Annotated in this window: 11 protein-coding genes and 1 pseudogene; 9 read left to right on the top strand and 3 right to left on the bottom strand. The window is 68.2% G+C overall.

Going from position 1 to position 13045, the window contains the following annotated elements:
* Positions 1-3 precede the first annotated feature (3 nt).
* From ACW17W_RS14110 to ACW17W_RS14120, 3 genes are read left to right on the top strand one after another with little or no spacing between them, the layout of a single operon-like run.
* Positions 4-1128: an HAAS signaling domain-containing protein gene (locus ACW17W_RS14110; RefSeq protein ID WP_492077532.1), complete on the top strand. Its 1125-nt coding sequence runs from the start codon at positions 4-6 to the stop codon at positions 1126-1128.
* 32 nt (positions 1129-1160) lie between these two features.
* Entirely contained in the window at positions 1161-2318 is a 1158-nt protein-coding gene (locus tag ACW17W_RS14115; RefSeq protein ID WP_492077533.1) for a bifunctional transcriptional activator/DNA repair enzyme AdaA, read from the top strand.
* Positions 2299-2841, top strand: coding sequence for a methylated-DNA--[protein]-cysteine S-methyltransferase (locus tag ACW17W_RS14120; protein WP_492077534.1), 543 nt, complete (start codon positions 2299-2301; stop codon positions 2839-2841). Before ACW17W_RS14115 ends, ACW17W_RS14120 begins: the two co-directional genes overlap by 20 nt.
* A 65-nt stretch (positions 2842-2906) precedes the next feature.
* On the opposite strand, the gene ACW17W_RS14125 is transcribed toward ACW17W_RS14120, so the two are convergent.
* Positions 2907-3176 (bottom strand): hypothetical protein, encoded by a 270-nt coding sequence (locus ACW17W_RS14125; RefSeq protein ID WP_492077535.1) that lies wholly within the window; start codon positions 3174-3176, stop codon positions 2907-2909.
* Positions 3177-3455: 279 nt separating this feature from the next.
* On the opposite strand from ACW17W_RS14125, the gene ACW17W_RS14130 reads away from it, so the two are divergent.
* A complete protein-coding gene (locus tag ACW17W_RS14130; RefSeq protein ID WP_492077536.1) occupies positions 3456-4439 on the top strand; it encodes a quinone oxidoreductase family protein in 984 nt (327 codons plus the stop codon).
* 6 nt (positions 4440-4445) lie between these two features.
* Here ACW17W_RS14130 and ACW17W_RS14135 read toward each other — a convergent pair whose 3' ends face one another.
* Positions 4446-6479 (bottom strand): TonB-dependent receptor, encoded by a 2034-nt coding sequence (locus tag ACW17W_RS14135; RefSeq protein ID WP_492077537.1) that lies wholly within the window; start codon positions 6477-6479, stop codon positions 4446-4448.
* A gap of 122 nt (positions 6480-6601) precedes the next feature.
* Here ACW17W_RS14135 and ACW17W_RS14140 point away from each other — a divergent pair, with 122 nt between their 5' ends.
* From ACW17W_RS14140 to ACW17W_RS14155, 4 genes and pseudogenes are all read left to right on the top strand, one after another.
* Entirely contained in the window at positions 6602-7243 is a 642-nt protein-coding gene (locus ACW17W_RS14140; protein ID WP_492077538.1) for a TetR/AcrR family transcriptional regulator, read from the top strand.
* Positions 7244-7308: 65 nt separating this feature from the next.
* Positions 7309-8841 carry an acyl-CoA carboxylase subunit beta gene (locus ACW17W_RS14145; RefSeq protein ID WP_492077539.1) on the top strand — a complete coding sequence of 511 codons (1533 nt, stop codon included), beginning with the start codon at positions 7309-7311 and terminating at the stop codon, positions 8839-8841.
* Between the two features lie 8 nt (positions 8842-8849).
* The gene (locus ACW17W_RS14150; RefSeq protein ID WP_492077540.1) at positions 8850-9758 is read left to right on the top strand and encodes a TIR domain-containing protein; all 909 of its coding nucleotides are present in this window, start codon (positions 8850-8852) and stop codon (positions 9756-9758) included.
* Between the two features lie 47 nt (positions 9759-9805).
* Positions 9806-9928, top strand: a pseudogene (locus tag ACW17W_RS14155) (biotin carboxylase N-terminal domain-containing protein); the annotation flags it as partial.
* 500 nt (positions 9929-10428) lie between these two features.
* On the opposite strand, the gene ACW17W_RS14160 reads toward ACW17W_RS14155, so the two are convergent.
* Entirely contained in the window at positions 10429-10842 is a 414-nt protein-coding gene (locus ACW17W_RS14160) for a GIY-YIG nuclease family protein (protein WP_492077541.1), read from the bottom strand.
* A 137-nt stretch (positions 10843-10979) separates the two neighbouring features.
* Here ACW17W_RS14160 and ACW17W_RS14165 point away from each other — a divergent pair, with 137 nt between their 5' ends.
* Positions 10980-12974: an ATP-binding protein gene (locus tag ACW17W_RS14165; protein WP_492077542.1), complete on the top strand. Its 1995-nt coding sequence runs from the start codon at positions 10980-10982 to the stop codon at positions 12972-12974.
* Positions 12975-13045: the final 71 nt, after the last annotated feature.

Genomic DNA, 13045 nt, shown 5'->3' on the forward strand with positions numbered 1-13045 from the left:
ATCATGACCGTGACCAACCCAACCCTGGCCGAACGCTATCTGAAGGCCGTCGCCGCCCAGCTGCCCCAGTCTGCCCGCGACGACATCATCGCCGAACTCGCCGACGCCATCGCCGACCGGATGGAGGCCCGCGAGGAAGAGCTGGGTCGTCCCCTGAATGAGGACGAACAGGAGGCGGTGCTGCGCGACATGGGCCATCCCCTTTCCGTGGCCGCCCGCTACGGCTCGGGTCCGCAGCACGTCGTCGGGCCCGAGCTCTATCCCTGGTGGATGTTCGGCCTCAAGGTCGGGCTGGGCGTCATGATCGCCCTGACCCTGCTGGGACTGGCGATCCGCGTCCTGTCCGGCGACACGCTCGCGGGCCCGGCCATCGGCCATGCCTTCTCGGACGCCTTCTCCAACGCCATCAGCCTGATCGGTCTGGCCACGATCGCCGCCTTCATCATCGAGCGGCAAAAGGAAAAGCCCGCCTTCCTGCGCGACTGGCGGGTCAAGGATCTGGGTCTGTTCGAATGGGCCGCGTTCGATCATGAATCCTTCGGCCGCAAGGTCGCCGACGGCGCGGCCTCGACGGCCTCCTCCACGGCCGCCAGGAACTGGAACCAGGGCAGGATGCCGCCTGTGGCCGGCGCCCTGGCCAGCGCCATCGGCTGGTTCGTCTTCCTGCTGTGGTGGACAGGCCTGTTCCGCGTCGTCCCGATCACGATCGGCGATCTCGGCGCGACCATCGACGGGGTCGACTATACCGGCGTCGTCAACCAGATCGTCGCCGCCGCCTACTGGCCGGTCGTCGCCTATGCGGCCGCCCGCATCCTGTTCGGCCTGTTCCGCGCCTGGCGTCCCGAGGCGATCCGGCTGGCGGGCCTCGGCGACCTGGCCCTGGCGGGCGTCCGTATGAGCCTCGCCGTCTGGCTCATGACCAACTCGGCGCTCTCACCGCTGATCCGCCCGGCCGGGCTCGACGACTTCATCCAGCGCGTGCAGCTGATGTTCCACCAGGGCCAGGGCACGCTGGCGACGATCCTGATGCTGGTCGTCACCGTCGCCTTCTTCACCGCAGCCTGGGAGGCCGTCGCCGCGGCAACCCGGCTGATCGCCGGCCGGGCGGCGGTCGCCCGGCCGACCTGAGCCGCCACCTGAATGTCCGAAAACCGCGAGACATGGGCGCCCGCCGCGCCCATGTTGTCGTCATGGACACCCCCGCCGCCCTTCACGACAGTCTGGATCAGGACGCCTGCTATCGCGCCGTCCTGACGCGGGACGCCCGGTTCGACGGCCGTTTTTTCGGCGGAGTAAAGACCACGGGCATCTACTGCCGCCCCATCTGCCCGGCGCGGACGCCCCTGCGTCGGAACATGATCTTCTATCCCACGGCGGCGGCGGCCGAGGAGGCGGGGTTCCGCGCCTGCCTGCGCTGTCGGCCCGAGACCGCACCCGACATGGGCGCCTGGCGGGGCACCTCCAACACCGTCAGCCGGGCGCTCGGCCTGATCGAGGCCGGGGCTCTTGATGACGGCGACGTCGACGCCCTTGCCGGTCGGCTGGGGGTGGGCGAACGTCAGTTGCGCCGCCTGTTCCGCCAGCATCTCGGCGCCGCCCCGGTCAGCGTGGCCCAGACCCGCCGCGTCCTGTTGGCCAAGACCCTGATCCATGACACCGACCTGTCGATGGCCGAGGTCGCCCTGGCCTCCGGCTTCGGCAGCGTGAGACGGTTCAACGAGACCTTCCAGACCCTGTACAAACGCCCGCCCTCGGCCCTGCGCCGCCACACCGGCCGGCCGGCCGCCGATCCGGGTGTTCGCCTGTCCCTGCCCTGGCGCCCGCCTTATGACTGGGCCGCCATGATCGCCGCTCTGGCCGATCGCGGGGATGAGGTCAGCGACGGGCGCTGGATCCGCGCGCTGGACGCAGCGACCGACGGCGCCACTGGCCGGGTCACGGTCTCGCTCGGTCGCGGCGATCGTCTCGATGTCATCGTGGATACGGCCGATCTCCGCATCCTGCCGGGCGTTTTGGCGCGGGTAAGGCGGGTGTTCGATCTGTCGGCGGACCCGGCGGCGATTTCTGCGGACCTGTCCGCCGATCCGGTTCTTGCCCCCCTTCTCTCCGCCCGACCCGGCCTGCGCCTGCCGGGCGACTGGATCGACCATGGCGACGACGTCCCCAGCGACCGCCTGCCGGCCGCCCTTGACGGCCGGTTGACGCCCCGCGCCGATCTCTGGCGGCCGTGGCGCGCCTATGCCGCCCTGCATCTCAAGGCCGCCGGCCTGACGGCCGCCGATCTCACGGACATGACCGATGACCAGAAAGCCGCCTGAAGCCCTGATCCTTGACCGGCTCGACAGCCCGGTCGGCCAGATGCTGATCGTCCTCGATGGGAACGGCGCCGTCCGGGCCCTGGACTTCCACGACTATGAACCCCGCCTGCTGCGTCTGCTGCGGCTCCACTATGGCGTCTTCGACCTGACCCCGGGAGCGGCGCCGCAACCGGTCCGTGATGCCATTTCCGCCTATTTCTCGGGAGATCCGGCGGCCGTCGACAGCCTTGCCGTCACAACCGGCGGCACCGACTTCCAGCGTTCGGTCTGGGCCGCCCTGCGCGCCATTCCCTCGGGCGAGACCCGCACCTATGGCCAGTTGGCCGCCGCCATCGGCCGCCCCACGGCGGTGCGGGCGGTGGGTCTGGCCAATGGCGCCAACCCCGTGGCCGTCATCGTCCCCTGCCATCGCGTCATCGGCGCCAACGGGACCCTGACCGGCTATGCAGGGGGCCTTGAGCGCAAACAATGGCTGCTGGCGCATGAACAGAGGCATGCGCGAAGGTCAGCGGCGGCGGTCTGAAATCCGCGGCGAAGGCTCAGGGCGGCGTCAAGTCGATAAGGCGGGGCTTTCTGACTGCGGCCCTCTCAGGGAAGACTGGCGAACCCTCCGGCGCACAGCCTCAGCTCGCTGGCCTTCCTCACCGCGACCGGCGCCGCGCTGAACCAGTAACCGGCGTCCTCTTCGCGATGGGCGCGTTTGCGCTCCAGTCCGCGCAGACGGCGCAGGGCGGCGTTCTCCAGCAGTCGCGCATGCAGGGCGCGCGGGGTGGCTTCCGTGATGGCGGGCGAGCCCGGCACAGCGACCGCGTCGGGCCCCCGGGGCTCCACCGCCGGTTTGACGATCGAGATAAACATGGATCGGTCTTTCGTTTCGGGACCGCCACGCCGATCGCGCCTCGCTTCCCAACAGACCGCCTCCTTCTGAGCCGGCGTATCGCAACAATCCACAACCTCTGTGGACAGTTCCGTTGTCGGATGAAAATATGCTGAAAATCAGACGCTTATCTTCCGGATTTTGACATAGTGGTTAATGCGGGGTTAACGCAGCCCGGTCGCTGCCGCACGCCCGGCGTCTTGATCCCCGCGTTGCACAGCCCAAGTCCGGAACAGCCCCCCGCCGCAGGAGACGCCGCCATGACCGACTATCGACTCATCGTCCGCACTGTCGGCGGACCCGAGGTGATCGAAACCGAGGCCCTGACCCTGCCGCCGGTGGCCGCAGGCGAGGTCCGGGTCCGCCACCGCGCGGTCGGCCTGAACTTCATCGACATCTATCGCCGGTCCGGCCTCTACCCGACTGACCTGCCCTCGGGCATGGGGACAGAGGCGGCTGGCGTGGTCGAGGCGGTCGGGGCGGACGTCAGCGGCTTCAACCCGGGCGAACGCGTCGGCTATGTCAGCGGCCCGCTCGGCGCCTGCGCCACCGTGCGCGACATCGCGCCGGAACATCTGATCCGTCTGCCCGACGCCATCAGCGACGCGGTCGCGGCCGCCAGCCTGCTGAAGGGGATGACCGCCGCCTTCCTGATCGAGGACTGCGCCCGGGTGCAGCCCGGCCAGACCGTGCTGGTCCATGCGGCGGCGGGCGGGGTCGGGGCCATTCTGGTGCAGTGGCTGCAACGGCTCGGCGCCCGGGTCATCGCCCACGCCGGCACGCCGGAGAAGGCCGCGACGGCAAAGGCCGACGGCGCCGACGTCGCCCTGTCCGTCCCCATGGATCAACTGGCCGCCGCCGTGCGCGAGGCAACGGACGGTCGTGGCGTGGACGTCGTCTTCGACGGGGTCGGCGCCGCCAGCTGGGCGGCGTCTCTCGCCTCGGTGGCGAAGCGCGGCCTGCTGGTCACCTATGGCAACGCCAGCGGCCCCGTGCCCGCCTTCGATCCGCTGGAGCTGATGAAGGCCGGGTCAATCTTCGTCACCCGCCCGACGCTGAACGACTATGCCGCCACGCCGGAGGAACGCCGCGACCTCTCCGGCCGGCTGTTCGCCCGGATCGAGAGCGGCGCCGTGCGGATCCCCATAGGCCAGACCTTCCCGCTGGATCAGGCCGCCGACGCGCACCGTGCCCTGGAAGGCCGCCGCACCACCGGCTCGACGGTGCTGACGATCCCGGGCTGACCGTTCCTACCAGCTGAGCGTCACCCCCGCCCGCAGGGTGCGAGGCGGGGCATAGCCCTCGACCCCGTCGCCGGTGACCGAGACCGGGACCTCGGCGTCGGCCAGGTTGTCGCCGGCCAGATACAGGCTGACGCCGTCCCTCACCCGCCATTCGGCGCGGCCGTCGACCGTGGTCGCCGACTCCAGCACCCGGCTGTTCAGATCATCGTCGAACCGGGCGCTCTCATAGCGGGCCCGCGCCGACAGGGTCAGCCGCTCGCTGGCCCGCCAGTCGGCCCCCGCCGTTGCGCTCCAGCGCGGCGCCTGGGCGGGGCGCAGGCCGGTCAGCTGCGGCGCTGCTGTCCCGCCGTCGACCTCGGCCCGCGTGTACGACACGGCGCCCGTGAACGTCAGCCGGTCCAGCCGATGTTCGGCGTTCAGCTCCACCCCCGTCGCCTCGATGGTCCCGGCGTTCATCCTCTGGCGCAGCACCCCGCCGGCCGGCACAAAGCCCGCGCGTGGAAACGTCCCCGGCCCGGCGCCGATGGTGACATTGACGATGGCGTCCTCGATCCGGTTGGCGAAGACGGTCAGGCCCGCCGTGGTCACCCCGCCCGTCCAGCTCAGCCCGCCCTCCAGCCCCTGCAGCCGTTCCGGCTCCAGCCCGGCATTGGCCTCGGTCAGGTCGTTGCCCACGCGGAACGGCCGGTGCAGCTCGTTCAGGGTCGCGGGCCGGAAGCCGGAATAGGCGGCCGTGCGCACCGCCCATCCGCCGCCCAGATCCCGCCTGAGGCCCAGCCGCGCGCTGGTCACCTCGCCCGACCGGTCCGGCTCGACCTCATCCAGGGTGGGAAGCCCCGTCACCCGATCACTCTCCCGCCGTCGCCCGTCGGTGTTCTCCCATCGATCCAGCCTCAGCCCGCCGGCGACCAGCCACGGCCCGACATTCCAGGCCCCTTCGACATAGGCGCCGACCGTCGAGGTCTCGCCGCCTGCGACCCGACTGCGGGTGAAGGCGCCGGCCATGTAACGGAACCGCTCCCGCGTCTCGCCGCGATTGAAACGGGCGTCGGCGCCCAGCTCCCACTCCAGCCGTCCGCCGCCGAGGTCGATCCCGGAGCGCCTGAGCGCCAGATTGCCGCCCCAGCCGACGGCCGGGGTCTCGAACTGGTCATTGGCCGGGGTGGTCGTCGCCCGGCTCGCCGCCACGGCGACCGAACTGTTGGCCAGATCGCTCTCGCGCCGCCAGACCTGCGCCCGCCAGCCGGTCCGGCCCTCACCGGGGGCCCGCGCCGCTGTCGCCGTCAAGGCATGGCCGCTGGCCGAGGACCGGGCGCCGGCCAGCCCCGAGCCGCGATCCTCGTCATACGCCGAGGCCCGCAGCGATACGGCCACATCCGCCTCCAGGGCGATGTCGGCCCTCAGCGCCGCGCTGGTGGTCAACAGGTCCAGCGGCGTATCGGCCGCCCCCGCCGCCGCGCCGCGCACCGGCGTATAACCGTCCGACTGTTCCCGCAGCAGCGATCCCGTGACGGCGAACCGCCCCTCGCTCAGCCCGGCCGAGGCCGACAGCCGGCGCCCGCCGTCCTCGCCGCCCGACAGGTCCAGCACCCCGCCCTCGCCGGAGCGTTCGCGCAGGGCCACGACCCCGGTCAGGGCGCCCGCGCCATAGGGGCCGCTGCCGGCGCCGCGCACGATGTCGAGGCCGGACAGGCTCTCCGGCGCGACCTGGGACCAGATCACCCAGCCGCCGAACGGATCGTTCAGCGGCGCCCCGTCCAGGGTCACCAGCGCCCGCCCGGCCCCGGACGGCGCGACGGCGCGCAGCGACAGGCCCTGCGTCGTCGGATTGGCCGCCAGGCTGGTGGTGCGCCGGAACAGGGAGACGGCGGGAACCTGGCGCAGCGCCTCGTCCAGCCGTTGCGACCCGTGCAGGGCCTCGTCGTCCAGCCGGATCACCGCAAAGGCGGCGTCGCCCGCCGCCGGCGGCAGGCGCGCGGCGGTGACCACGATCTCGGGCAGGACGGCGTGCGGGGCGGCGTGAGGCGTATCCTGAATCACAGGGTCATGTCCTTGAGGTGTGCAGTGGGCAGGCTCCTAGCAACGCCCGGGCCGGCGAAACAGACCCGCGCCGTTCGGCCGCAGGGCTGGTCATCGGTCGCCAACTGCTGTTTCCTACCGGCATGGAGAGTTTTTCCGGCCCCGATACGACGACGCCTTCCCTCAGCCCGTCGCCGCCCGTCGGGCGGGCGCGCGCGGCGGAGGCGCGCCGGGAGGCCATCCTGACCGCCGCCGCTGCGGCCTTCGTCGAACATGGCTATGGCGCCACCTCGGTCGACGACATCGCTGAACGTCTGGGCGTCTCCAAACCGACCCTCTACTATCACGTCGGCGGCAAGCAGGAGTTGCTGGGCGCCAGTTTCAGCCTGGCGCTCGACGCCTATTCCGACGCGGTGGAGGACGAGGCCGTCAGCGGCGTGACGGGCCGCGAGCGTCTGCATCAAGTCGTTCAAAAATATGTCGAAATCACCACCACCGTGCACGGCCGCTGCCTGCACCGGGTGCCCGATGTCGAGCTCGCGCCCGAGGTCCGCGACCGCCTGCGAGCCGTAAAGCGCAAGGTCGACGCCCGCATTCGCGACCTGTTGCGCGAGGGGGTCCGCGACGGCTCCCTGCGCAGCGCCGACATCCGCATGTCCACCTTCGCCATCTCCGGCGCGATGAACTCCATCGCCCAGTGGTACGCCCCCTCCGGCAAGCTGGGCCCCGAGGACATCGCCGAACGATTATGGGACAGCTTCGCCGAAGGTCTGAGGCCGCGATGACCCGGCCCGCCTTGACCCGATAACCGCATTCCGCCATTCATTTTCTACTCGTCGGTAGGATTTCCATGCAGACCATTCTCGAACAACTGGACCAGCGCCGCGCGGCGGCCCGCCTCGGCGGCGGAGAGGCGCGCATCGCCGCCCAGCACGCCAGGGGCAAGCTGACCGCCCGCGAACGCATCGAGGTCCTGCTGGACGAGGGCTCGTTTGAAGAGACCGACATGTTCGTGGAGCACCGCTCCCACGACTTCGGCATGGAGAAACAGCGCATCCCCGGCGACGGCGTCGTCACCGGCCGGGGCACGATCGGCGGCCGTCTGGTCTATGTCTTCTCCAAGGACTTCACCGTCTTCGGCGGCTCCCTGTCGGGCGCCCATGCGGCCAAGATCGTCAAGCTGCAGAAGATGGCCCTGACCAATGGCGCCCCGATCATCGGCCTGTTCGACGCCGGCGGCGCCCGGATTCAGGAGGGCGTGGAGGCGCTCGGCGGCTACGCCGACATCTTCCTCCAGAACACCCTGGCCTCGGGCGTCATCCCCCAGATCAGCGTCATCATGGGCCCCTGCGCGGGCGGCGACGTCTATTCCCCCGCCATCACCGACTTCATCTTCATGGTGAAGGACACCTCCTACATGTACGTCACCGGCCCCGATGTGGTGAAGACGGTGACCAATGAGGTGGTCAGCCACGAGGACCTGGGCGGCGCCCGGGTCCATGCGGGCAAGTCGGGCGTGGCCGACGGCGCCTTCGAGAACGATCTGGAGGCCCTGTCCGAGGTCCGCCGCCTGATCGGCTTCCTGCCGCTGTCGAACCGCGAGAAGCCGCCTGTCCGCGACTCCTATGACGACCCGGAGCGGGACGAGGCCAGCCTCGACACCCTGATCCCCGCCAATCCGAACCAGCCCTATGACATGAAGGAGCTGATCCTGAAGACGGTCGACGAGGCCGACTTCTTCGAGATCGGCGCGGATTTCGCAAAGAACATCCTCTGCGGCTTCGGCCGTCTGGACGGTCAGCCGGTGGGCGTCGTCGCCAACCAGCCCCAGATTCTGGCCGGGGTTCTGGACATCGACAGCTCAAGGAAGGCCGCGCGGTTCGTCCGCTTCTGCGACGCCTTCGGCATTCCGATCGTCACCCTGGTCGACGTCCCCGGCTTCATGCCCGGCACGAAACAGGAGTACGGCGCCCTGATCAAACACGGGGCCAAGCTGCTGTTCGCCTATGCCGAGGCGACCGTGCCGAAACTGACCCTGATCACGCGCAAGGCCTATGGCGGCGCCTATGACGTGATGTCGTCCAAACACCTGCGCGGCGACGTCAACTACGCCTGGCCCACCGCCGAGATCGCGGTCATGGGCGCCAAGGGGGCGGTGGAGATCATCTTCCGCAAGGAGGCCGGCGACCCCGAGGCCCTCGCGGCGCGCGAGGCCGAATACAAGGCCCGCTTCGCCAACCCCTTCGTCGCCGCCAACCTCGGCTTCATCGACGACGTCATCATGCCCCACGGCACCCGGCGGCGCCTGATCAAGGCGCTCAGAACGCTGAAGAACAAGGTCCAGGACAATCCCTGGAAGAAGCACGACAACATTCCGCTGTAGGGTCACACATGGTCCAGCACGCCACCATACTCAAACTCAAGGGAGCATTCGAAGCTCTCCAGGACGCCAACTATACTTCGTGGCCGCGCCATATCGGCAAAGTGGCGCGGGTGCTCAACAGTGCAGATTTCGTCGCCGTTGCTGATGAGTTGGCGGGCCATGCAGACCTGAAAGAATGGCTGGCTGCCGTGCAAGGCTCCATGGGCGGGATGGTTGGTTCTGCCCAGTTGCAATGGCCGACGGATGTCAAAGTCAGTGCGGGGTTGGCGGTCAGCTTGATCCGACACCTCGCGGAGGAACACGATCGAGTTTTAGAACTTGGCCATCTGCTGTTCGGTAATCGGAAATATGACGACGACGTGCGGGAGGTTGTGAGCGCGATCCTGATACCGTCCTACGCGGACATTCTTGAGGCCTTAGACGATGCGGACCTGATCGAAGAGCCAGTTACAGAGATCGCACCAAGACCCGTCCCGACCAACCGCGTCTTTTTAGTTCATGGCCGCGATAACGTTTCTAAGAATGAAGTAGCGCTCTACCTCGGAAATTTTGGGCTGGACGTTATCATCCTGCACAACCGGCCTAATAAGGGCCGCACTCTCATCACCAAATTCCAAGAGGAGTCGGCTGATGTGACGTTCGCGGTGGTGGTTGTAACTCCAGATGATGTTGGTGGTCTCGCCGCAACTGAAAGCAGACCACGCGCTAGGCAGAACGTGATTTTCGAACTCGGCTTCTTCATCGGAAAGTTGGGTTCAGATCGCGTGTGCGCACTCGTGGCCGACGACGTTGAACGACCTTCCGACTACGACGGTGTCGCGTATGTACCGCTAGATGCCATGGGGGCTTGGAAGACCGAACTGCTGCGTGAGTTGATCGCCGCTGGCGTCCCCGTAGACCTAAATCGATTTGCCTGACGGCTTCCCAAATTGTCGCCACGTTTAACGGCGTTCAAGGACCATCCATGTTCTCCAAAATCCTCATCGCCAACCGGGGCGAGATCGCCGTTCGGATCATCAAGACCGCGCGCCGGATGGGCATCCGGACGGTGCTGGTCCACTCCGACGCCGACACCGGCTCGCTGGCCTGAACATGACGCGCGCTCGCACCTCCCCCTCACCGTCACCCTCGCCCTTGTGGCGAGGGCCCAGACTCCCGGCGCCGCCAGTTTCACCCGGTCTCGGAACCCGGGATCAACATCCGGGCTCACGACCGCTGTCGGTGTGTCTGGATCCTCGCCACAAGGGCGAGGATGACGGGGTGGGTTTGGTTTTGACGCTGATGTCCAGAGTGACTGCGGAAGATGGGCATCAAGACGGTGCTGGTCCACTCCGACGCCGACACCGGCTCGCTGGCCTGAACATGACGCGCGCTCGCACCTCCCCCTCACCGTCACCCTCGCCCTTGTGGCGAGGGCCCAGACTCCCGGCGCCGCCAGTTTCACCCGGTCTCGGAACCCGGGATCAACGTCCGGGCTCACGACGGCTGACGGTGTGTCTGGGTCCTCGCCACAAGGGCGAGGATGACGGGGAGGGTTGGAGCCTGATGAAGCCCACCCAAGCGACGGTCGCGGGGGCCAGCCCTGCCTCACTCCCCCGTCGGATCCCATCCCTTTGGCAGGGGGCGCGGCTTGGGCGGCGCCGGTTCGCTCGGTGCCCAGTCGCGGTACAGGTCGGGATCGGGCGGGACGACCACGCCGCCGGTGACGAGGCTGTTGTAGAGATCAGACCAGTCGGGGTTCATCCGCTCGATCAGGTTGCATTTCCAGTCGCGCGGATAGCGTTTCAGCGACTTCTCGCGCTGGATGGCGCCCGTGATCGTCTCGTGGCCTTCGTACCAGACCAATCGCTTCAATCCATATCGGCTGGTGTGACGGCTCCCGCGCCCTTCCCGATGCTCATGGACGCGCGCGATCAGATGGCTGGTCACGCCGATATAGATCGAGCCGTGCATGCGGTTGGCCATCATGTAGCAGGCGATGATCCCGTCGCGACTGACCATCCCATCCCCCCATCACCGTCACCCTCGCCCTTGTGGCGAGGGTCCAGAAACACAGTCGGCGACGGTGGCTCACAGTCCGCACCGAGTGTCTGGATCCTAGGCACAAGGCCCAGGATGACGACAGAGGAAATCTAACCATGTTCTCTAAAATCCTCATCGCCAACCGGGGCGAGATCGCCGTTCGGATCATCAAGACCGCGCGCCGGATGGGCATCCGGACGGTGCTGGTCCACTCCGACGCCGACACCGGATCGCTGGCCTGGGAGATGGCCGACGAGACGATCCATATCGGCCCCTCGCCCGCCGCCCAGTCCTATCTGATCCAGGACAGGATCGTCGAGGCCGTGCGCCGGTCGGGCGCCGAGGCGGTGCATCCCGGCTTTGGCTTCCTGTCGGAAAATCCGGTCTTCGCGCGACGGCTGGAGGCCGAGGGCATCACCTTCATCGGCCCCAACCCCCACGCCATCGAGGCCATGGGCGACAAGATCACGTCCAAGAAGTTCGCGCACCAAGCCGGCGTCTCGACCGTGCCCGGCTATATGGGGCTGATCGAAAGCCCCGAGCATTCGGTCCAGATCGCCAATGAGATCGGCTATCCGGTCATGATCAAGGCCTCGGCCGGCGGCGGCGGCAAGGGGATCCGCGTCGCCCATTCCGACGACGACATGGCCGAAGGCTTCGCCGCCGTGAAGGCCGAGGCCCTGACCGCCTTCGGCGACGACCGGGTCTTCCTCGAGAAATTCATCGTCAATCCGCGCCACATCGAGATCCAGGTGCTGGGCGACAAACACGGCAACATCGTCAGCCTGTTCGACCGCGAATGCTCGATCCAGCGCCGCAACCAGAAGGTCATCGAGGAGGCGCCGTCGCCCCTGCTGGACGACGCGACGCGCAAGGCCATGAGCGATCAGGCCATCGCCCTGGCCCGGGCCGTGAACTACGACTCGGCCGGCACGGTCGAGTTCGTCGCCGGTCAGGACCGCAGCTTCTACTTCCTGGAGATGAACACCCGGCTGCAGGTCGAACATCCGGTGACCGAGCTGATCACCGGCGTCGATCTGGTCGAACAGATGATCCGTTCGGCCGCCGGCGAGACCCTGCCGTTTAGTCAGGAAAACCTGACAATCAACGGCTGGGCGATCGAGAGCCGCATCTATGCCGAGGACCCCTATCGCGGCTTCCTGCCCTCGATCGGCCGCCTCGTCCGCTACGAACAGCCCGACGAGGGCGAGCAGGAGGGGCCGACCGCCCCCTATGTCGTGCGCAACGACACCGGCGTCCGCGAGGGCGACGAAATCTCCATGTTCTACGACCCCATGATCGCCAAGCTCTGCACCTGGGGCGAGACCCGGATCGCCGCTGTCGAGGGCATGGCCCGGGCGCTGGAAGACACCCACCTCAACGGCCTCGGCCACAACGTCCCCTTCCTCGCCGCCGTCATGGATCAGGAACGGTTCCGCTCGGGGAACCTGTCGACCTCCTACATCAAGGACGAATTCCCCGACGGCTTCCACGGCGTGCCCGCCGGCCCCTTGCAGCGCGACGTTCTGGTCGCCGCCGCCGTGGCCATGCACGAAATCCTGTCCGAACAGTCCGGCGATCCTTCGGACCGCACCGACTGGATCGTGCTGATCGACCGTGAGCCGGTCGGGGTCCGCCTGTCCTATGACGATGACGAGGCCCTGACGTTGGAACTCACCGGCGAGGACCGCACGATGCGTCTGGCCGAGATCGACTGGCGACCCGGTCTGGCCCAGTTCCGCGCCGTGCTCGACGACCAGCCCTTCACCGCCGAGGTCCGCCGCATCGCCGACGGCTTCGACATCCGATCCAGGGCGACCCGCGCCCGCGTCCGCGTCATGACCCCGCGCCTGGCCGAACTGTTCGCCCGCCTGCCCGAGAAACAGGCCGCCGACACCTCGAAACTGGTTCTGTCGCCCATGCCCGGCCTCGTCGTCTCCATCGCCGTGACCCCCGGACAGGAGGTCAAACAGGGCGAGACCGTCGCCATCATCGAGGCCATGAAGATGCAGAACATCCTCAAGGCCGAACGCGACGCCGTGGTGAAGTCGGTGGGGGCCAGGGCCGGTGATCCGGTGGCTGCGGATGACGTGCTGGTGGAGTTCGAGTGATGAACCCCTTTCGTCATTCCGGGCGGAGGGCCGCTTGGCCCGCAGACCCGGAACAAGGCGGCGCGCGAGAG

This window comes from Brevundimonas sp. FV1ye29L (genome assembly GCF_058681095.1).